The following is a 20727-nucleotide window of genomic DNA, read 5'->3' as shown; positions in this document are numbered from 1 at the left end:
CTGACCTTCACGCCCGCAGCCCGCTCAGCGGTTCCGACGTCGAATTCACCGTGAGCACGGCGGGCGCCTGCCCGTCTGAATAGGAGATGGCCGAGACCGACCCCGGGCTGATGACAATTCTCTGGAAGAGGTCCAGGGGCGTGCCCAAGGCATGCGCGACTGCCGCCTTGATGGGATCGGCATGGGAGAAACAGACGACGACGCCCCCGGCGTGCGCTGTCCCCAGCACCTCGAGCGCCCCGACGATCCGCGCCTGCATCTGCGTGAAGCTCTCGCCGTTGGGGAAACGAAAGGCCGACGGGTTGTGCTGCACGGTATGCCATTCCGGCAGGCCCGCCAGGTCGGTGAGGGCGGCGCCGGTCCACTCGCCGAAGTCGCATTCGATCAGGCCGGCCTCCTCGCGCACCTCAAGTCCTGCGCTCTTTGCCGTGGGCTCGGCCGTCTCGCAGGTTCGCTCCAGCGGGGAGGAGTAGACGGCGTCGACCGCCAGGCCGGCCAGCCGTTCCGCGACCCGTTCTGCCTGGGCCCGTCCCCGCTCGGACAGGTGCAGTCCAGGGGCCCGCCCCGGCAGCACCTTGCCCGTGGTGGGGGTCTCCCCGTGGCGCACCAGAAGGAGGAGCGTGCCCTGGGGTCCCGCCGGCGGCGTTGCTGCAGTCATCAGCATTAAGGGTATCGGGCAAATTGCTCGATTCCCCGTACCGCCGAGGACTACGGTAGAGGGGTGAGTGATCGTCCCGATATCTTCACCGTTGGCGAACTTCGTGCAGCCGGCCATGTCCACAAGGATCTGCGCCACGAAATCCGCGACAACCTGATCGCCGCGCTCGCCGCCGGGCGCGATCCGTGGCCCGGGTTGTTCGGGTTCAGCCGGACCGTCCTGCCGCAGCTCGAGCGTGCCTTGATCGCCGGCCACGACGTCGTCCTGCTGGGCGAACGCGGGCAGGGCAAGACCCGGCTGCTCCGCACCCTGGCCGGGCTGCTGGACGAGTGGTCGCCGGTGATCGAGGAGTCGGAACTCAACGAGCACCCGTACGAACCGATCACCGAGCAGTCCCGCTCCCGTGCCCTCACCGAGGGGGACCGGATGCGGGTGGCATGGCGCCACCGCTCGGAACGGTACGTCGAAAAGCTTGCGACGCCGGACACCTCCGTCGCCGACCTCATCGGCGACGTCGACCCGATGCGCGTGGCCGAGGGCCGCCGTCTTGGGGACCCCGAGACGATCCACTACGGCCTCGTCCCGCGCTCCAACCGCGGGATCATCGCCATCAACGAGCTGCCCGACCTCGCCGAGCGGATCCAGGTGTCGATGCTCAATGTCATGGAGGAGCGCGACATCCAGATCCGCGGCTACGTGCTGCGGCTGCCGCTTGACGTGCTCGTCGTCGCGTCCGCCAACCCCGAGGACTACACCAACCGAGGCCGGATCATCACGCCCTTAAAGGACCGCTTCGGCGCCGAAATCCGCACCCACTACCCGATCGAGCTGGATGACGAGGTTTCCGTCATCCGGCAGGAGGGGAAGCTGGTGGCCGACGTCCCGCCCGTCATCCTCGAGATCCTGGCCCGCTACACCCGGGCCCTGCGGCAGTCGCCGGCCATCAACCAGACCTCAGGGGTTTCCGCACGGTTCGCCATCGCGGGCGCCGAAACCGTCGCCGCGGCTGCCCTGCGCCGGGCCAGCGTACGCGGGGAAGACCAGGCCGTGGCGCGCATCATCGACCTGGAGACCGCGGTGGAGGTCCTCACCGGGAAGATCGAGTTTGAGTCGGGTGAGGAAGGGCGCGAACAGGGCATCCTGGACCACCTGCTGCGCACGGCCACGGCAGAGGCTGTCCGCGCGCACTTCCAGGGCCTCGACATGGGCCCGCTCGTGGCCGCCCTCGACGGCCACACCACCGTGACCACCGGGGACCAGGTCACGGCGCGGGAGTTCCTCGAGAACCTTCCGTCCCTCAACGGATCAAGCCTTTACGACAAAATCGGTGAGCGCCTGGGCGCGCAAAACGACGGCCAGCGAGCCGCCGCCGTCGAACTTGCGCTGGAGGGCCTCTACCTCGCCCGGCGGATCTCCAAAGAGTCCGACGACGAGGAAACGGTGTACGGCTAAGGACAGATTCTGCTCGGTACAGGAGGCATGATGACCCTGCACAACCGGTCCAGGTACGGCCGGTACGCCGGTGGTCCGGATCCGCTCGCCCCGCCGGTCGACCTGGCAGAAGCGCTCGACGCGATCGCCGAGGACGTCATGGCCGGCTACTCACCCCGGCATGCCCTGCAGGAGTTTCTGCGGCGCGGCGGCCGGGACCGCGAAGGGCTCGACAACCTGGCCCGGCGCGTCCAGCAGCGCCGGAGTGAACTGCTGAGCCGGCACCGGCTGGACGGCACGCTCAACGAGGTGAAGAAGCTGCTCGACACCGCCGTGCTGGAGGAACGCAAGCAGCTCGCCCGCGACGCCATGATGGACAACACCGAGCGCGACTTCCGCGAGATGCAGCTGCAGAACCTGCCCCCGTCCACGGCGGCAGCGGTCAACGAACTGGCCTCCTATGACTGGCAGTCGAGCAGTGCCCGCGAAGCCTACGACAGGATCAAAGACCTGCTGGGCCGCGAGGTCCTTGACCAGCGGTTCGCCGGCATGAAGCAGGCCCTCGAAAACGCAACCGACGAAGACCGCGAAGCCGTCAGCGAGATGCTGCGCGACCTCAACGAACTGCTCGGCAAGCACCGCCGCGGCGAGGACACCGACGAGGATTTCCGGCAGTTCATGGCCAAGCACGGTGACTACTTCCCGGAGAATCCACAGTCCGTCGAGGAACTGGTGGACGCCCTCGCCAAGCGCGCGGCCGCAGCCCAGCGGCTGCTGCAATCGATGTCTCCCGAGCAGCGCGAAGAGCTGATGCGGCTGTCCGCCCAGGCGTTCGGCTCGGCCGAACTCATGGCCCAGCTTAATCAGCTCGACGACAGCCTGCGCGCGCTGCGCCCCGGTGAGGACTGGAACGGCTCCGAGCGCTTCGGCGGCCAGGAAGGACTTGGACTGGGCGACGGCACCGGCGTGCTGCAGGACATCGCCGAGCTCGACGAGCTGTCCGAACAGCTCTCCCAGCACTACAACGGGTCCTCCCTCGATGACCTGGACCTGGATGCCCTGGCCCGCCAGCTCGGGCAGAACGCCGCGGTGACTGCCCGCACCCTCGCGGAGATCGAGCGGGCGATGCAGGACGGCGGCTACCTGCGGCGCGGAGCCGACGGTGACCTCAGGCTGTCACCCCAGGCCATGCGGCGGCTCGGGAAATCGCTGCTGCGGGACACTGCCAAGCAACTGTCCGGCCGGCAGGGCGGGCGGGATACGCGCGTCGCCGGAGCCGCAGGTGAGCAGACCGGCTCAAGCCGGCAGTGGGAATTCGGCGACGCCGAGCCATGGGACGTGACGCGCACCATGACCAACGCGATCCGGCGCACCATGGCCGACGGCGGTGATCCGGGCCGGGGACTGCACCTCGCCGTCGGCGACATCGAGGTGACGGAGACGGAAGCCCGGACCCAGGCCGCCGTCGTCCTGCTCGCTGACGTGTCCTTTTCCATGTCGGCCGAAGGACGGTGGGTGCCCATGAAACGCACGGCGCTCGCCCTGCACCATCTTGTCTCGACCCGGTTCCGCGGGGACCGGCTGCAGCTGGTCACGTTCGGCCGTTACGCGCAGTCCATGGACATCGGCGAGCTCACGGCCCTGCCGCCCCTGCGGGAACAGGGAACCAACCTGCACCACGGCCTGCTGCTGGCCGGCCGCTTCTTCCGTCAGCACCCGTCGATGCAGCCCGTCCTGCTCGTGGTGACCGACGGCGAGCCCACCGCCCATCTGCTGGCCGACGGCGAGTCATGGTTCTGCTGGCCGCCGGACCCGGAAACCATCCGCGTCACGGTCGCGGAGCTGGACCGGCTGGCGCGGTCCGGCACGCAGGCCACGTTCTTCCGGCTCGGCGACGACCCGGGACTTGAACGGTTCGTCCAGCGACTGGCCCGCCGGATCGACGGCCGGGTGGTGGCGCCCGAAACCGGGGACCTTGGGGCCGCCGTGGTGGGGGCATACCTCCGCACGCACTTCCGGGACGGCCTGTACGACGACGACTGGACCGCCGGGATTTAACCCTGAGGCTGGCGGAACGTCAGGCGGCTGCCAGCACAGGTGCGGCGACCGGGAGAGCTACCAGCGTCGGTGCCAGGATGCTGAACCGGTAGTCGCGCTGGAGCGGATCGACCTGCAGCGGAAGGTGGTGGGAGCGGGCGCAGCCGCGGAGTTCCTCCAGGGCCTGGGGCTCCACCTCGGCAAGGGTCATATCCAGTTCCAGGGCCAGCCCCGGGACTAGCGAGTCGGCGCGCTTCATGACGTCGTACAGGCCCTGAATGCTCTGGACGGTCACATGACCCTGCGTCTTGACCCGGGCCTTGGCGCCGTCGAGGTCAACGCTGACCAGCACCCGCAGCTTCTCATTCACTAAGTTGTCTCCCCAATTTTGAAAGGGCCACCACGCTGTGGCCCCGGACAACCATAGACGAATGTGACGTGGCTAACAAGTCGGGGGTGGAGTTGCTACGTCACTGCCGTCGCGTTGGCCGGGGAACCGGTGGCTCCCGTGATGTTCAGCGGTTTGACGGTGACGAGCGAGTCCCAGCTGCCGGCGGCTTTCATGTGCCGGCAGAGCGGTCCGAGCTGCCAGAGTTCGCCGAGCGGAAGGCCGAGTTTGGCGAGGAACTGCTGGTGCATCATGCCGTGGTCGTTGGGTGCCGTATCCCGGAACGGGCTCGCCGGGACAGGCGGCAGGCATTCGACGGCGAAGTTGTCCGCGGCGATGACGGCGAGCCGGTTGTCCCAGGCCCAGGCGACGAACTCGGCCGACTGTTCGATGCCGCTGGCCCGGCGGCTGTCGCGCTGGCTCTCCTTTTCCCCGGCGGGCAGCGCGAGGAACCACTCACACCACCCCGTGTGGATCATGAGGATGTCCCCGGGCCGCAGAGCCAGGGACTGGGCCTCGGCTGCGGCCCGGATCAGTTTCAGGCCAAGGGGCTGCCCGGCTGCATGGTCGATGGGCGTGCCCTGATCCCGGCAATATCCGTCGACGTCCACCAGTACGCCCCGGCCGACGATGGGCTGCTCCGCCCACACCTGGATGCCGAGGGCCGCTGTTCCTTCCCGGATGTCGCCGTCGGGCGTGCCGTTGTAGAAGCCGACGTCGTCCGCCCTGCGGTGCCGGAGGCCGTCGATCTGGCTGGAGCCCTGCAGGTAGTACCCGTCAAGGTAGTCGTCGCGGTGGGCGGGGTGCGCCGAGTAGATCGTGTGCCGGGGAGCCCGCCGTTTCAGGGACATCCCGGGGTCGAAGGCGTCGGCGGGGTAGTCGAGGCCGAAGACGGCGCCGGTCCTGACGCAGCCGGCGGCATCCCGGACGGAACCGGGCTGGATGAAGGACGGAGTGCCGCGCCCGGCATCGGGAAACAGGCCCCAGGAGGTGCCCGCAAGCTGCCCTTCCCGTTCCAGGAGTGCCTCGTAGGAGGGGTAGGTCGTGCCGGATTCCGAGGACGTCATGGTGTGCGGGCTTCCTGCTGCGGGTTGTTCTGGTTCGCGGGGGTCTTGTAGCTGAGCAGAAATCCGGCGATGGCACAGACAGACGCGGCGATGCACGCCGGGCCCTTGACGGCCGCGTTGAGGACCGCCAGCCAGCCGCCCTGCCCGGTGGCCAGGGCGAGGGCCTGCCCGGCCACGAAAACTATTCCGGCGATGAGGAGCACCGCGAGGCTGATCACGAAGATGACGTTGATGGTGTGTCGCAACTTCTGCATTTCCACGTTTTCCTTAGATCGGCAGGACGCCGACGGCGATCAGCACGCCGATGGCCAGCAGCGGCAGGGCGTAGAGGACGAACAGGCGGGCAAACGTTTTGTACGGGTCCACGTCGGCGATGCCGCACGCGACGTAAAGCGGAGCGCCGCCGGGCGGCACTGCCGCCTCGCAGGAGGAAAAGACCAGCACCGCGACTGCCGCGGTGGTTGCCGGAACGCCTGCGGCCACCAGCGTGGCCACACCCACGGTTCCGACGGCGGCCATGGTCGCCGTCGCGGACAGGGGCGCGGCGACGGCGATGACGATCAGTCCGATCAGGATGGCCAGCAGCCACAGCGGCAGGTGGAGGTCGTTCAGCAGTGCTGTCATCTGCTTGGGCAGGCCGGTGGCGGCCAGCGCGTTGGCCCCGGCGAATGCGAACACCACGGTGACGCCGACGACGCCGAAGCGCGGGGCGGACTGCTGCAGAAAGTCCCAGTAGGCCTTCGGGCTGCGCGGCAGCCGCTTCCGGCCAAGGATGGTGCCCGTGATGATCAGGACCACAGGAATCCAAGCGATGACGCTGACGGACTTGGCCACGTCCGAGCCCGTCCAGTCGGAGAGGGCGTTGGCGATTGCCCCGGAGGTGATGATCAGCGGGATGGCCACCACCACGAACAGGAGCGTGGTGCCCCAGCCCTGGGCGAAGGCCCGGCGGAAAGGCGTCCGGTGCGCCCGATCGAGGGGTGCCATGTCGCTCTTGCGGATCAGCACGTAGGTAACGATCAGGCGGTGCAGGAAGCACCAGAGTCCGCCAATCAGCAGGGGTAGGACGAGGTCGTTGACCTGCAGCAGCGGGCCGACCGTGGCGGATCCCACGAGCACGAACATCGAGGCGCTGAACGGGAAGGTGATGCCCATGCCTGCGTTGCCTGCCACCAGCGTTGCCGCAGACGGCTTGTCGAGGCGGGACTTTTCCATCCACGGGATGGTCACCGATCCCACGGTCGCGGCGATCGCGGCCTGGTTGTGGACCACGCCGCCCAGGCCGGCCGACGCGACCGTGGAGACCCAGGCCGGGCCGCCTTTGACCCCGCCGATCAGGGAGTTCAGCAGGTCGATGAGCCGGTCCAGCACGCCGGTCCGCTCCAGCAGGTAACCCATGAAGACGAACGCCATGGTGGCATAGACGATCTCATCGGTGATGGCGTCATAGAACGCATCCCAGCCGGTCCGGGCGGCGGAGCCCGTGAACGGAAGGACAACGAGAAATCCGAGGAGCATGGCCTCGCCGACGCTGCGTTTGATGACAGTTGTCCAGAGCAGGATGACGGCCAGATAGGCCCCCAGTGCCCAGATGCCGATCATCGGCCGCTCCTTCGGGTTCGCTTGCTTCCGGGTTCAACGTTGACTCCCTGTTCATTGATTCTGCCTCATGCGCGCTCAGCGCAGGGCGGCCTCCGGTGCCGGTGTTGTGGCAATCCGCGTCAGCGCTGCCGCGGAGGCTTCCGTCATTTCTGCGGGTACGCCGAGTTCGGCGAGGTAGCTGGCCGTATCCTGCATTTCGTGGGACCGGCGCACCGCGTGCTTGGACGTTCCGGTGAGGAACCTGTCGATGACGGACTGTCCGTCGCCGGCGAGCTGGCGGGCGATCTGCTCCCGGATCCATCCTTCCAGCCCGGCGGCCCGGCCGGCGGTGACGGCTTCTACCACCACCGACGCGAGGCCTTTCATCAGGACGCTGCGCAGCAGCTTGTGGGACATGGCCGCCCCCGGCCCGCCGTCGGCGGTTTCGACGTCGACGCCCAAGGGCGCCAGCAGCCGCACCACGGCATCGGATCCGGGGCCGCTGACCATCAGCGGGGTTTTGGCGCCGAGGGCGGCGACCGGCCCAAGGATTGCGACGTCGGCGAAGTGAACCTGGCCGGCCTGCTGGCCGAGCTCCTGCATCACGGCGGGGGAGGATGAGGTGAAGTCCGCGTAGGTGCTGCCCGCAGGGAGCACCGGCAGGCAGTCCTTGGCGACGCTGCGGGCAGCGGCAGCGCCGGTGAGCACCAGGACGATGTCCGCGCCCCGGCAGGCTTCAGCGGCGGTGGCTGCCCGCGTTGTTCCGGCCGGGGTGTTCGGGGCTACGGGGTCAAAGCCGGTGACCTGGTGGCCGGCTGCTGCCAGCGCGGAGGCGTAGGCTGCACCCGCTTCGCCCAGGCCGATGATGGTGCACTTGGTCATGAAACTGTTCCTTACTTACTGGCCGCGGGCGGCGATGATTGACGCCCGTCGGTTGGTTTCGTCGGCGAATACCGCTTCGGCGGCTTCCGCCACGGCTGTGGCCTGCTCGCTGGGGATGACCACGATGCCGTCGGAGTCACCGATGATGATGTCGCCGGGCAGGACGGGGACGCCGCCGAAGGCGATGGGACCGCCGAGCCGGTGCGGCCCGTTCTTGTACGGGCCCGCCGGGGTGACGGCCCGGGCGAAGACCGGCATGCCGATCTCGCCGAGGGCCTCGGCATCGCGTGCCGCACCGTCAAGGGCGAAGCCGGCGATGCCGAGGTTGATGGCGCGCTCGCCAATGAGCTCACCGAGGAGGGCGCGGGACTCGTCGCCGCCACCCGCCACAACGATGACGTCCCCCGGCTGCGCCAGCTTCAGTGCTTCGTGGATGCCCTGGTTGTCCCCGGGGCGGGTCCAAACGGTGAAGGCAGGTCCGGCGATTTTCGCGCCCGGCCAGACCGCCTGAATCGCGGAATCTGCCACACCGAGCCGGTCCACCGCGTCGCCGATGTTGGCGGCGGGCAGCTTGGCCAGACGGTTGATAAGTTCCTGGTCCGGTCGGGTGAAGGAGGTGTCCTGAAGGGCGTGGGTGGTCATGGCGTGTCTTCCCTGGTGGTGTCGGTTTGAACGGGGTGGGCTGTCTGGGCCGTATGCGGGCGGGCTGGTCCTTCTTCTGGCCCAGTCCTTCTCTTGAACTAGTCCTTCTTCTGGACCAGGGGCAGGACCTTCTTGAAGTCCGCTTCCTGTCCTGCCCAGAACGTCTGGTAGTCCTTGCCGGAGAGGTAGCTGGTCTGCAGGCCGAGGTCGTTCATCTTCTTGACGACCTCCGGGTCCTCGATGGCCTTCTGGAGGGCGGCTTCGAGCTTCTTGGCGACGGCGTCCGGAAGGCCGGCGGGGGCGGAGTAACCGCGGGCGGTGCCGGCTTCGACGTCGTAACCGCTTTCCTTGAACGTGGGAACGTCCGGCAGGGACGGGGACCGCTCGGTGGTCATGATGCCCAGTACCCGGGCCTTGTTCTGCTTGGTCAGGTCGGTGACGTCGCTGACATTGGCAACCAGGATGTCGACGTGCTTGCCGAGGAACGCCGTGGTGGCCTGGGAGGCCCCTTCGGAGAAGTGGACCGGCGCGAATTCGGCGCCGGTGGTTTCCTGGATCTGGGCCAGCGCGAAGTGTTCGCCGGTCTGCAGGCCGGTGGTGCTCGCGGTGAGGGACTTGGGGTTGGCCTTGGCGGCGTCGAGCAGTTCCTTCAGCGTCTTGTACGGGCTGTCCGGCTGGACGGCGATGACGGCCGGGTCAATGACTTGGCGGCCCAGCGGCTGGAAGCTGTCGCGCGTGTATTTTGCGCCGCGGCTGGGGTCCAGCGGGGATACGACGACAGACGGGGAGCCGGTGGCTCCGATGGTGTAGCCGTCAGGCTTGGCGCTGGTCAGCTGGGTGTAGCCGATCTGGCCGCCGGCACCGGGCTTGTTGATGACCTCGACGTTGGTGCCGAGTTCCTTCTCCAGGACGGGCTGGACCAGGCGGGCCGCGGTGTCCACGGCGCCACCGGAGGAGAAGGCGACGATGAGGTCGATGGACTTTCCCTTCTTGGGGAAGTCGCCGCCGGCAGCGGAGGTTGCGCCGGCGTTGGCGCCGCACCCGGTGAGGGCGAGAAGGGCAGCAGCGGCGATGGCCGCGGTGATTTTGGTGCGTGACAAGTTCTTCTCCTTCGAAGAGGCTGATTGTTTGTTGGGGGGAGTGCGGGCGGGTTTAGGTTTCGGGGTCGTCCATCAGGGCCTTGGGCTTGCGGAGCTTCAGCAGCGGGCTGCAGATGATCAGGACGCCGAGGATGATCAGGACCAGGGAAATCGGCCGGTTGAGGAAGATGCTGAAGTCGCCCTGGGAGATTTCCAGTGATTCACGCAGCGACCGTTCCATCAGCGGACCCAGGACCAGGGTGAGGACCATGGGGGCCAGCGGGATCTCCAGGTGCCGGAGGGCCAGCCCCAGCAGGCCGAAACCGATCATCACGAAGACGTCGAAGACGCTGAAGTTGATGGTGTAGGCGCCGATGACCATGAACAGCAGGATCAGCGCGGTCAGGATCGGAGCCGGGACCCGCAGGATCGAGGTCCACAGACCCACCAGCGGGACGTTCAGCAGCACCAGCAGGAGGTTGCCGATGAAGAGGCTGGCGATGATCGCCCAGGCGATCTCGGAGTGCTCGGTGAACAGCGTCGGTCCGGGCGTCAGGCCCTGCTGAAGGAAGGCCCCCATCAGGACGGCGATGGTCGGGGAAGCAGGGATGCCGAGGGTGAACAGCGGGATGAGCGCGGCGTTGGCGTGGGCATTGTTGGCAGTTTCCGGCCCGGCAACACCTTCGACGGCGCCCTTGCCCAGCTCGTTGCGGTGCTTGGAGAACTTCTTCTCGGCGCCGTAGGAGAGCAGGGATGCGACCGATCCGGTCATGCCTGGGATCAGGCCGAGTCCGAAGCCGATGCCGGTTCCGCGGGCCATGGACGGTGCGCTGCGGCGCCATTCCTTGCCGGTGGGCAGCAGCGAGCGGAACCCGGGGGCGTGCACCACGGTCGACTCGCCCTTGCGGTAGGAGAGGATCTCGGACAGGCCGAAGACGCCGACGATGACAGCCACGAAGCTCACGCCGTCCAGGAGCCGGTCCATGCCGAACGTGAAGCGGGGTGCGCCGGCGACGGGGTCGATGCCGACCATGGAGATCAGCAGGCCCAGGGCTCCGGAGATCAGGGCCTTGACCATGGATTTGCCGGCCAGCGCCACGAGCAGAGAGATGCCGACGACCATGAGGGCGAAGAATTCCGGCGGACCGACGAGCAGGCCGAGCTCGCCCAGCGGTTTGGCCGCGGCAACGAGTCCGAGGGTGGCGATGGTGCCGCCGACGAAGGAGCCGATGGCGGCGATGGTGAGGGCCGCTCCGGCCTTGCCCATCTTTGTCATCGCATGGCCGTCAATGGTGGTGATGGCCGACGCCGCCTCACCCGGGGTGTTCAGCAGCACGCTGGTGATGGTTCCCCCGTAGGCCGTGCCGTAGAAGATGGCGCAGAGCATGATGATTGACCCGGTGGGGTCCATGTTCAGCGTGAGCGGGATGAGCAGGGCGACGCCGGCCACCGGGCCGATGCCCGGCAGGACGCCGATCACGGTGCCCAGGAGGCAGCCCAGGAACGCGAAGATGAGGTTCTGCCAGGTCAGGGCTGCCGCGAAGCCGTTCAGCAGTTCATTGAGGGTGTCCATGTCTAGAGTCCGATCAGGTTCAGGACGGGAATAGATGAGACAGGCAGGGCCACGTTCAGTCCGTAGTTGAAGGCGTAGAAAGCTCCGACGCTTCCGGCCAGGGCGGTGAGCAGGGCGGACAGCCAGCCCCGCTTCCCCCGGATCTTCAGGTGGTACATCAGGAAGAGGAACATGCTCAGCTGGAAGCCGAGCAGATCCAGCAACGCTGCCAGCAGCACAAGGCTGACGACGACGGCGAGCACCAGTCCGCCGTCGGCCTTTTCACCTGCCGCGCTGGGGCGCCTGAGCTCCTGAAGCAGCCAAAGGACTGACATCGAGGCGAGCACCGCGCCCATGGCGAACGGGAACAGTCCGGGGCCGGGACCTAGCGAGGTCCAGAGGCCCAGGCCCACTGAGCTGACAAGTACATAGGCGCCCAGTGCCCCGAAGGCGGCGATCCCGGCCAGGACGCTGCGCGCTGGCCTCGTCCGGGCGGGGGACTGGGTCAGGGTCGACTCCGTTGTCATCAAAATGCCTTCCAATTGCTTTCATAGAATGAAAGTATCTTACGTCAGAAGAAATAGTGACACGGCCCACAGGTGCTGTCAAGCGGGCAGGTAGGGACAGAACTTACATAGAATGAAAGAATGACGGTCACCAATGCGCAGCCCGGTACTGCAGCGGACGACGGCGGCAAGCCCTCCAACATGCGCTCGCTGTCGCGGGCGTTGGAGGTGTTTGCCGAACTGCAGCGGGCGGACCGCCCCCAGCGGCTCAGCGATCTGGCACGGAACTGCGGCATGAGCCTGCCCACCACGCTGCGCATCCTGCGCGTGCTGCAGGATTTCGGCATGGTCAGCCAGACGGACAAGACCTACCGGATCGGACCGGCCGTGCTGCCAGCGGCGCGCAGTTACATTGAGAACGATCCCCTGGTCACTGCATCCCGCCCGGTGCTCCAGCAGGTGGCGGCGCAGACCGGAATGACCGCGTCCCTCTACACCCGTCTGGGCTTTGAACGCATCCTGGTGGTCCGCGTCGACGGCGACGCCCCGCTCCGGTATGACATGCCGCTCGGCAAGCGGCTTCCCCTGACCGTCGGCGCGGCCGGCAAGGTCCTGCTGGCCGGTGCGTCGGACCAGCATCTTCAGGAAGTGGTGCAGGGGGCGGTCGCGGCCGGACACGAAAAGCCCACCTTCAGCCTGGCCGAGCTCAAGGCCCGCCTGCCGGAGCCCGGAACGGACTACGCTTACTCGGCCGACGAACGCGCCACCGGAGTGCTCTCGGTGGCGATCGCCATCAACCGGTCCGGGCTGCTGCCGAGCGAATCGATTGCGCTGACCAGCCCGGTGGAGGCCGCCACCGAGGAGGGGCTGAAGGCAGGCGTCCCCGAACTGCGGCGCGCAGCAAACCGGCTCTCTGAACTGCTGGAGGGCACCGTCTACTAGTGCAGGAAAGGCGAGAGTCTGAATGGCAGGAATGCCGCCGGCCACCATCGAAGTGAGTGACGCCGTCGTCCACGCCCTCATCCGGGCCCAGCGGCCGGACCTCTCAGGCCGCTCTTTGGTGCGCATGGCCAATGGCTGGGACAATGCGACCTTCCGTCTCGGTGACGATCTGGCGGTCCGGGTGCCGCGCCGTGCCGAAGCCGTGCCGCTTATCCTGCATGAACAGCAGTACCTTCCCAGTATTGCGAACCGGAACCGGACCCCGGTTCCGGTTCCCGTGCCCGTTCATGCCGGCAGCCCGACGTCGGACTTTCCCTGGCCCTGGAGCATCGTGCGGTGGGTTCCCGGCGCACCGGCGGTCGAGGCCGGGCCGGCGGACCGTGCGCCGGCCGTTGATGGCCTGGCCGCCTTTCTCAGGTCGCCTAACGTGCCCGCGGATGCAGGGGTCCCAGTGAATCCGCTCCGCGGGGTCCCACTGGCGGACCGGAACGCGGCAGTGCGGGAACGGCTTGGGGACCGGGAACGCTACCCGCAGGCGGCAGGGCTGAGGGAAGTGTGGGCGCAGGCCTGTGCGGTTCCCGTATGGGACGGTCCGGCGATGATGCTCCACGGGGACCTGCATCCGGCCAACATCCTCCTGGCGGCCGACGGGTCGCTGGCCGGCGTGATTGACTTCGGCGACGTGGGGGCCGGGGATCCCGCCGTCGACCTTGCCGTGGGCTGGTTGATGTTCGACGCCGGCGCCCGCCAGCGCTTCATCGGCGCCTTTGGCTTTTCGGTGGACCGGGGAACCTGGATGCGCGCCCGGGGCTGGGCCCTCGTCCTGTCTACCGCCATGCTGAGCAACTCCGACGACAATCCCCGGATGTTCTCCGTGGGGGAGTTCGGAATCCGGCAGGTCCTGGCGCGCTGATCCGGCGTTTCGCGCGGGCCGGGGCGGTAGGGTGAGGCCCATGGAGATGCGCCTTGAAGTTGTGCAAGTGCCGGTAGCCGACGTGGACGCGGCGAAATCGTTCTACGTGGAGAAGCTGGGCTTCGTCCTGGACCACGACGTGGAGCACATCCCCGGGATGAGGGTCGTGCAGCTGACGCCGCCTGGTTCTGCTGCCTCGATCGTCATCGGGACGGGCATGACCAGCATGGCGCCGGGGAGCCTCGAAGGGCTGCAGCTCGTCGTACCCGACATTGACGCCGTCCGCGCCGAGCTGCAGGAGCGCGGCGCCGGCATCAGCGACGTCCAGGACATGGGCGGGGTGAAGTTCGCCTTCCTCAGCGACCCGGACGGCAACCGCTGGGTCATCCAGGGGGCGACGCCTCCCGAGGTCAAGAGCGCGCACCTGGACCCAGCCGCGTCGTAGAGGTGCAGCCGCCTCGTAGCTGCCTGGCGCTGCGCCGTCGCTTTTCGTGACGAGGACATATTCGACTACGAGGGCAAGGGCACCTCCGGGGTCTACGAAACCCGACCCGCTCATCGTGCGGCGTGGCCGGGAGGACGTGGGCGACCGATCGGCGTCGTTCGGGTCAGCCGCTCCCTACCCACCCGCAACCACGCGGCGTTAGGATGCCGTGTGACTTTCACCCATGGATACGCGGCCAACGGCGAGCTCCGCATGTACTACGAGGTCCACGGCCGCCCGACAACCGACACAACACCGCTGCTCCTCATCCCCGGCGGCGGCTCCACCATCCAGACGAACTTCGCCCGCCTCATCCCGCTCCTGGCCGCCCAGCGGCAGGTGATCGCCGTCGACGAGGAAGGCCACGGCCGCACCCTGCCGACCGACCGGCCGCTCACCGCCGAGAACTCCGCCGGCGACGTCGTGGCGGTCCTCGACCGGCTGCAGCTGGACTCGGTGGACGTGCTTGGTTTCAGCGCCGGCGGCCACACCGCCCTCGCCCTGGCCATGCAGCACCCCGGGAGGGTGCGCCGCCTCGTCGCCGCCTCCACGTTCTTCAGCCGGGACGCGGTGCCCGACGAATTCTGGGAAGGCATGAAAACAGCCACCCTGGACAACATGCCGGCTGCCTACAAGGACGCGGACCGCAGCCTCAATCCAGAGCCCGGGCACCTGGAGCGGCTGTTCGAGCTGGACCGGCAGCGCATCGTCGGCTTCCCGGGCTGGTCCGAGCAGGACCTCGGAAAGATCACCGCGCCAACCCTGGTGCTCTGCGCCGACCAGGATGTTATGGGTCCCGAGCACGCCATGCGGATGTCCCGCGCCATCCCCGGTGCCCGCCTGCTGATCGTGCCCGGCGGCCACGGCGATTACCTCGGCGAACTCGCCGCCAGCGACGGCGATCTAAAGGCCCTGCACGCGACCTTCCCGCAGCTGCTGCGGTTCCTGGACGCATAGGAAGAGGAGGCACTGCTGCCGGAACGTCAGTTGCGCCCCTGCCAGGTGCAAATGTCCACCACATTCCCTTCGGGGTCGATGAGGGACACCCACGCCGGCGCATAACGGTCGCCCAGGACACGGCCGCCGGCGGCCACGATCGCGTCTATGCGCGCCTGCGCCTGGTCGTGCGGGACCGAGACGTCCATGTGGATACGGTTGCGCGGCGGAACGAACTCCTTGTCCTGGAACCACGCGGGTGGGCCGATGAGGTTGGGTTCGATGAGGTCCTCGTCCCCGACGGCGACGTAGCCCAGCGCCGCCCGCCAGAACTCCATCACGGCCGGTCGGTCCGCGGTGTCGAACGCGAGCTGCACGTGCTGCACGGCGGAGGGATCCGACTTCAGCCGCAGCCGGGTGGCAATGCCGGAGATGCTGCGGGCAAGCTCGAGGTCGCGGTCGCTCAGGCCCACGCCCGGTGTGACGACCTGGACTGTCACCGTGTCCGGTCTGAGGTCCACGAGCGGGGCATGGCCCATGGCTTCGGCGGCCTCTGCGATCGCGGCAACAAACTTCGCCCCGGTGGCAAAGTCGCCTGTCTCATAAAGTGCTTTCGCACCCCAGAACAGCACCCGCCACTCCGCGACGCCGTCGGCGGAAGAGAACTCTGCATCGGAAATCCCTGTTGCCATGCCCCCACTATTCGGACTCCGGCGGCGCCGGTCAATGGGGCCGTCCCGGCAGCTAGTAGGCTTCCTTGGGTTGGCTTCACGCCGAAGCATTCTTGGGGAATTTATTGGGGGAAATTTCATGAAGTACCGCTGGGCCACGTTCACTGCCGTTTTCGGAGCAATGTTGTGCCTCGGTTCCGCGCCGGCAGTCGCGGCACCTGATGAAGGAACAATCTCTGTCGACGGCGCACCCGTGCGGGTGGCCATTGCGGCGGACGGCACGGCCTACCTCGGCAATTACGGCCAGGGCGGCGGCATCTTCGTGGTTCCCCCCGGTGCCACCGAGCCGTCCCGCACCATCAGCACCGGAGGCTACATCACCACGGGGCTCGGGCTCGGCCCGGACGGCACCCTGTATGTGGCCACGGCAGACGGTGACCAAAGCGCCGTCGGGGTTGTTCCGGCCGGAGCTACAGACGTGGCGCGGACCATTCCGGTGTCGGCCGGGTTCCATCCGCTCGCCGTCGGACCGGACGGAACTGTATACGTCGCCAACTCCACGGGAAACACCGTCTCAGTCATTGCGCCGCAGGGGACGGCGGTGGATCGGACCATCAAGGTCGGGGCAGGACCGGCGGAAATAGCCGTGGCAAAGGACGGAACCGCGTTCGTGTCCAACCAGACTGCTGGCACTGTCTCCGTGATCCCGGCAGGGGCGGACGCCGTCTCAAAAACCATCGAGCTGGTCTCGGACACCGGAACGTCCCAGGAACCGCACGGGATCGCGGCCGGACCAGACGGAACCGTCTACGTGGCCAACATCAAGTCCAATGACATTGCCGTCATCAAAGCCGGCGCCGACACCGTGGCTGAGCGGATCTACGTCGAGGGAGGGCCGCAGGACGTGACCGTCGCACCGGACGGCTCCCTGTACGTGACGAGCCTGCTGACCCAGAAGCTCTCCGTCATCCGTCCCCACGCCGAGGACGTGGAAGGTTCCATCTCCACCGACGGCGGCCCGGGTCACCTGGCGGTGGCACCCGACGGTTCGGTCATCGTGATCAGCCCCGGATCCGGCCCCGGACAGGGCTCGGTGGTCCGGTATTCCGCGGAAGCATTGGCGGCAACGCCGCTTGCGTCCGGGGCGTCGACGGCGGCAGCACCGGCCGCAACCCCGGCTCCCGAAGCGGCGTCGCAACCAGCCGCCGAAGCACAACCGTCCGCCGGTTCCTGGAACGCCCTGCCCGCCGTGGCCGGCGGGGTGGCGGCAGTCGTCGTCGGCGTCGCTGTTCGGATTCTGCTGAAAGGCCGACGCCGGAAGGCCGGGCTGGCTGCCGGCGCCAGCCAGGCGGGGTAGCGGGCTGTAACATCGATCCCATCCGACGTTGAAAGGGGAGCAGTGCGCGCAACGGTCAAGGACGTCGCGCGCCGTGCCGGGGTTTCGCCCAAGACTGTCTCGAACGTGATGAACGGCGTGGTGCCGGTCAGCGGATCCACTAGGCTCAAGGTGGAGCAGGCCATCCTCGAACTCGACTATGTGCCCAACCTTTCCGCCCGGGGTCTGCGCAACGGCAGGTCCGGCGTCATTGCTCTGGCGCTGCCGGACCTGGCCACACCGTACTCCGCCGAGATCGCGCACAACGTGGTGGAGGTCGCCCACGAACAGGGCTGGAGCGTGCAGATCGAGGAAACCGGGTCCGATCCCCGCCGCGAATACGAGCTGATGTCCCGGGCGCGGTCCAACCTGATCGACGGTCTGATCCTCAACCCCGTGGTGCTGGACGAGAGCGCCGTCAAGGTGGGTGTCTCCCTGCCTCCGGTGGTCCTGCTGGGGGAGGTGTCCCAGCAGCTGGCCGACCGGGTGTGGGTGGACAGTGTTGCCGCCGCCCGCGACATGACCCTCGCGCTGGCCCGGACTGGCCGGCACCGCATTGCCGTGCTGGGGACTGCCGAAGGCCGGCACTCGGCAGCGGCAGTTCTGCGCACCCGCGGCTACCAGGCCGCGCTTGAGGACCTCGGCATTGACCGGGACGAATCGCTGCTGATCCCCTGTGAGAAGTGGACGCCACAGACGGCGGCTGGTGCGCTTGCCTCCTACCTGGATGCGCACCCGCTCCCGGACGCCCTGTTCTGCTTCACCGACTCGATGGCCATCGGTGCGCTCAGCGTGCTGTGGAAGCGCGGAATCAAGGTTCCGGACGACGTGGCGGTGGCAGGCTTTGACGACATCGCCGACGGGCAATATGCCGTGCCGTCCCTCACCACTGTGTCCTTCGACAAGCGCCGCGTGGCCACTGAGGCCCTGCGCCTGCTCACCGAGCGGATGACCGACCGGGCCAGCGGGCAGCGTGTGGTCACCGTCGATTACAGGATCATTGAGCGGGACAGCACCCGCAGCTAAACGAGACCGCCACATCAGATTGTTGGCGCTAACAATTTTTCCTTGTGCCGTGTTTTACAACGATGTAATGTGAGGTCTGCGTCACACGCCAGCTCCTACAGGATCCGAAATGCACTGGACCGGAAGGCTGGCGCGGTGCCATAAGGATTACTTTCAGCGGACCCATCCAAAGGAGTGACGGGTGAAGCAATTTGATTTTTTCGCCGGGAAACAGTTGTCCGGCAAACAGGTGTCCCGGCGGCAGTTGCTGGCAGGAACCGCGGCCCTGGGCAGTGTGTTTGCCGCGGCCGGCCTCACGGGCTGCGGCGGAACCGCCTCGGCGGCGGCCGTCCGGGACATTGCGTTCTGGCATCTGCTGTCCGGCGGCGACGGCATCAAGATGCAGGCCATGATCAGCGCGGCGAACGCGGCCAACCCCGGCTTCAAGGTCCATCCGACCGTCCTCGCGTGGGGCCCGCCGTACTACACCAAGCTGGCCATGGCGTCAGCCGGCGGCCGACCCCCGGAACTGGCCATCATGCACGCCAGCCGCGTCCCCGGGTATGCGCCGGGCGGACTCATCGATCCGTGGGACATGTCCCTGCTGGCCGAACACGGCGTGACCGCGGAGAGCTTCGCCCCGCGGATCTGGGACAAGAGCCAGCACGAAGGCCAGGTGTTCTCCATTGCGTTGGATTCCCACCCCTTCGTCATGTTCTACAACACCGACGTCGCCGGCAAGGCAGGGGTGCTGGCCTCCAACGGGCAGCTGCAGGTGGTGACCTCGCCGCAGGACTTCCTTGCGATGGCCCGAGAGATGCAGAAGGTGACGCAGGCCCACGGCCTGTCCTTCGGCTACCTCGGCAGCGGATCGCAGATGTGGCGACTGTTCTACACGCTCTACAAGCAGCACGGGGCGGACATGGAACTTACGCCTGGCCAGCCGATGAAGGTCGACCGGGATGCCGCCGTCGAATCCCTGGAATTCATGGCCTCGCTGTTCGATGACACCGTCGCGGCAAAGAGCGGTGACATCGGCACGGGCATCGCGGAATTTGCCCGCGGCGGTTCGGGCATGCTGTTCAGCGGCGTCTGGGAACTTCCCACCTTCAAGAAGGCCGAGCTGCCGGTCGATGCCGCCACCATCCCCACGCTATACGGGACGCCGGCGTCGTACGCGGATTCGCATTCCTTCGTGCTGCCGCGGCAACTGAACGTCGATGACGGGAAACGGCGCGACGTGTACAAGTTCGTCAGCGACATGCTCAAGGGTTCGCTGTCCTGGGCGGAGGCCGGCCACATTCCTGCCTATCAGCCGATCGTGCAGTCACAGGCCTACCGGGAGCTCACACCCCAGGTCCACTACGCCAACGCCGCGGACATCATCGCCTACGATCCCGAGGCCTGGTTCAGCGGCTCGGGTTCGGACTGGCAGACCTACTTTGCCGAAAACGTGCAGAACGTGCTCCTCGGCCGCGACAAGGCAGCCGATGGCTGGGACGCCTTTGTGCGGCGCACCAACACCCTTCTTTCCCGGCCCAACCCGGTCTGAGGCCACTGAGCTTCCGAAAGCACTGAGCGACAAAGGAGTCCCCGATGAGTTCCTTAGCAACATCCCAAGACGCCGAGCGTGAGGCGTCATCCCTGCGCGGCCAGCCCCGCAGAAACCCGTCCCGCAACAACGCCACCGGTTCAGAAACCTCCAGTCCCCGCCGGACCAGGGACAACCTCAACGGCTGGGGCTTTGCCGCCCCGTTCCTGGCGTTCTTCCTGATGTTCCTCGTCTGGCCGCTGCTGTACGGCCTGTACATGAGCCTCACCGGCAAGTCCCTCACCGGCGCCAACGACAGCCTGATCGGCCTGGCCAACTACGCCGAAGCGCTGGCCGACGCCGACATGTGGCATTCCCTCGGCAACACGCTCTATTTCACAGTGATCAGCACGGTTCCCCTGGTGCTCGTTGCCCTCGTCATGGCCGCACTGGTCAACGTCGGGCTGCCGGCGCAGTGGCTGTGGCGGCTCTCCTACTTCGCCCCGTACCTGCTTGCGTCCACCGTCGTCTCCCTCTTCTTCTCCTGGATGTACAACCCCCAGTTGGGCCTCATCAACGATTCGCTGGCGAAAATCGGTCTGCCCAAGGTGGCCTGGCTGAACGACCCGAACGTGGCCATGTGGGCCATCGTCATCGCCACCCTCTGGTGGACCGTGGGCTTCAACTTCCTGCTGTACCTGGCCGCCATGCAGAACATCCCCGCCCAGCACTACGAGGCGGCATCGCTGGACGGCGCCGGAGCCTGGCGGCAGTTCTTCTCCATCACCCTGCCGCAGCTCACCCCCACCACCGTGATGATCGTGCTCCTGCAGATCCTGGCCTCGCTGAAAATCTTCGATCAGGTGTACCAGATGACGGCCGGCGGACCCGCCGGTTCCACCCGGCCGGTGGTGCAGTACATCTTCGAAACCGGGTTCACCGGCTACCGGCTGGGCTACTCCGCAGCCATCTCCTACATCTTCTTCGGGCTGATCGTGGCCGTCTCGGTCATGCAGTTCTTCATCACTCGCCGCAGGAGTGCGTAAC

Annotated in this window: 21 protein-coding genes; 10 read left to right on the top strand and 11 right to left on the bottom strand. The window is 67.3% G+C overall.

The window, feature by feature from the left end:
* Positions 1–7: 7 nt before the first annotated feature.
* A complete protein-coding gene (locus ABRP34_RS10960; RefSeq protein WP_353713246.1) occupies positions 8–664 on the bottom strand; it encodes an MSMEG_4193 family putative phosphomutase in 657 nt (218 codons plus the stop codon).
* Positions 665–721: 57 nt separating this feature from the next.
* Between ABRP34_RS10960 and ABRP34_RS10955 the strand changes: the two genes are divergently transcribed.
* A complete protein-coding gene (locus tag ABRP34_RS10955; protein ID WP_003799007.1) occupies positions 722–2110 on the top strand; it encodes a sigma 54-interacting transcriptional regulator in 1389 nt (462 codons plus the stop codon).
* A gap of 30 nt (positions 2111–2140) precedes the next feature.
* On the top strand, positions 2141–4147 hold the full coding sequence (locus ABRP34_RS10950) for a VWA domain-containing protein (RefSeq protein WP_353713348.1): 2007 nt from the start codon (positions 2141–2143) through the stop codon (positions 4145–4147).
* Between the two features lie 19 nt (positions 4148–4166).
* Here the strand turns inward: ABRP34_RS10950 and ABRP34_RS10945 are convergent, their stop codons facing one another.
* From ABRP34_RS10945 to ABRP34_RS10905, 9 genes are all read right to left on the bottom strand, one after another.
* Entirely contained in the window at positions 4167–4496 is a 330-nt protein-coding gene (locus ABRP34_RS10945; protein WP_353713245.1) for a hypothetical protein, read from the bottom strand.
* Positions 4497–4591: 95 nt separating this feature from the next.
* Positions 4592–5581 carry a cyclase family protein gene (locus ABRP34_RS10940; protein ID WP_353713244.1) on the bottom strand — a complete coding sequence of 330 codons (990 nt, stop codon included), beginning with the start codon at positions 5579–5581 and terminating at the stop codon, positions 4592–4594.
* A complete protein-coding gene (locus tag ABRP34_RS10935) occupies positions 5578–5835 on the bottom strand; it encodes a hypothetical protein (protein ID WP_003799015.1) in 258 nt (85 codons plus the stop codon). Before ABRP34_RS10935 ends, ABRP34_RS10940 begins: the two co-directional genes overlap by 4 nt.
* Before the next feature lie 13 nt (positions 5836–5848).
* A complete protein-coding gene (locus tag ABRP34_RS10930) occupies positions 5849–7183 on the bottom strand; it encodes a TRAP transporter large permease subunit (protein ID WP_353713243.1) in 1335 nt (444 codons plus the stop codon).
* 75 nt (positions 7184–7258) lie between these two features.
* On the bottom strand, positions 7259–8044 hold the full coding sequence (locus ABRP34_RS10925; RefSeq protein ID WP_353713242.1) for a DUF1932 domain-containing protein: 786 nt from the start codon (positions 8042–8044) through the stop codon (positions 7259–7261).
* A 15-nt stretch (positions 8045–8059) separates the two neighbouring features.
* Positions 8060–8686: a methyltransferase gene (locus ABRP34_RS10920; RefSeq protein ID WP_003799022.1), complete on the bottom strand. Its 627-nt coding sequence runs from the start codon at positions 8684–8686 to the stop codon at positions 8060–8062.
* Positions 8687–8784: 98 nt separating this feature from the next.
* Positions 8785–9786, bottom strand: coding sequence for a tripartite tricarboxylate transporter substrate binding protein (locus ABRP34_RS10915; protein ID WP_353713241.1), 1002 nt, complete (start codon positions 9784–9786; stop codon positions 8785–8787).
* Positions 9787–9838: 52 nt separating this feature from the next.
* Positions 9839–11338, bottom strand: a complete 1500-nt coding sequence (locus tag ABRP34_RS10910; protein ID WP_353713240.1) for a tripartite tricarboxylate transporter permease — start codon at positions 11336–11338, stop codon at positions 9839–9841.
* Between the two features lie 2 nt (positions 11339–11340).
* Positions 11341–11844: a tripartite tricarboxylate transporter TctB family protein gene (locus ABRP34_RS10905; RefSeq protein WP_353713239.1), complete on the bottom strand. Its 504-nt coding sequence runs from the start codon at positions 11842–11844 to the stop codon at positions 11341–11343.
* A gap of 120 nt (positions 11845–11964) precedes the next feature.
* Between ABRP34_RS10905 and ABRP34_RS10900 the strand changes: the two genes are divergently transcribed.
* The 4 genes from ABRP34_RS10900 to ABRP34_RS10885 all read left to right on the top strand — a co-directional run bounded on the left by ABRP34_RS10900 (position 11965) and on the right by ABRP34_RS10885 (position 15119).
* Positions 11965–12765: an IclR family transcriptional regulator gene (locus tag ABRP34_RS10900; protein WP_003799029.1), complete on the top strand. Its 801-nt coding sequence runs from the start codon at positions 11965–11967 to the stop codon at positions 12763–12765.
* A gap of 22 nt (positions 12766–12787) precedes the next feature.
* The gene (locus tag ABRP34_RS10895; RefSeq protein ID WP_353713238.1) at positions 12788–13678 is read left to right on the top strand and encodes an aminoglycoside phosphotransferase family protein; all 891 of its coding nucleotides are present in this window, start codon (positions 12788–12790) and stop codon (positions 13676–13678) included.
* 40 nt (positions 13679–13718) lie between these two features.
* Positions 13719–14123: a VOC family protein gene (locus tag ABRP34_RS10890; RefSeq protein ID WP_353713237.1), complete on the top strand. Its 405-nt coding sequence runs from the start codon at positions 13719–13721 to the stop codon at positions 14121–14123.
* A gap of 210 nt (positions 14124–14333) precedes the next feature.
* On the top strand, positions 14334–15119 hold the full coding sequence (locus ABRP34_RS10885; protein ID WP_353713236.1) for an alpha/beta hydrolase: 786 nt from the start codon (positions 14334–14336) through the stop codon (positions 15117–15119).
* 26 nt (positions 15120–15145) lie between these two features.
* Here the strand turns inward: ABRP34_RS10885 and ABRP34_RS10880 are convergent, their stop codons facing one another.
* Positions 15146–15790 (bottom strand): VOC family protein, encoded by a 645-nt coding sequence (locus ABRP34_RS10880; RefSeq protein WP_353713235.1) that lies wholly within the window; start codon positions 15788–15790, stop codon positions 15146–15148.
* 118 nt (positions 15791–15908) lie between these two features.
* On the opposite strand from ABRP34_RS10880, the gene ABRP34_RS10875 reads away from it, so the two are divergent.
* From ABRP34_RS10875 to ABRP34_RS10860, 4 genes are all read left to right on the top strand, one after another.
* The gene (locus tag ABRP34_RS10875; RefSeq protein ID WP_353713234.1) at positions 15909–17126 is read left to right on the top strand and encodes a YncE family protein; all 1218 of its coding nucleotides are present in this window, start codon (positions 15909–15911) and stop codon (positions 17124–17126) included.
* 42 nt (positions 17127–17168) lie between these two features.
* Complete coding sequence (locus tag ABRP34_RS10870) at positions 17169–18170, top strand: LacI family DNA-binding transcriptional regulator (protein WP_353713233.1); 1002 nt, start codon at positions 17169–17171, stop codon at positions 18168–18170.
* Positions 18171–18351: 181 nt separating this feature from the next.
* Positions 18352–19701: an extracellular solute-binding protein gene (locus ABRP34_RS10865; RefSeq protein ID WP_353713232.1), complete on the top strand. Its 1350-nt coding sequence runs from the start codon at positions 18352–18354 to the stop codon at positions 19699–19701.
* A gap of 44 nt (positions 19702–19745) precedes the next feature.
* Positions 19746–20726 (top strand): sugar ABC transporter permease, encoded by a 981-nt coding sequence (locus tag ABRP34_RS10860; RefSeq protein WP_353713231.1) that lies wholly within the window; start codon positions 19746–19748, stop codon positions 20724–20726.
* Position 20727 lies beyond the last annotated feature (1 nt).

This window comes from Arthrobacter sp. K5 (assembly GCF_040448525.1).
Lineage (GTDB): Bacteria > Actinomycetota > Actinomycetes > Actinomycetales > Micrococcaceae > Arthrobacter > Arthrobacter globiformis.
This window is presented reverse-complemented; position numbering and strand designations above follow the sequence as displayed.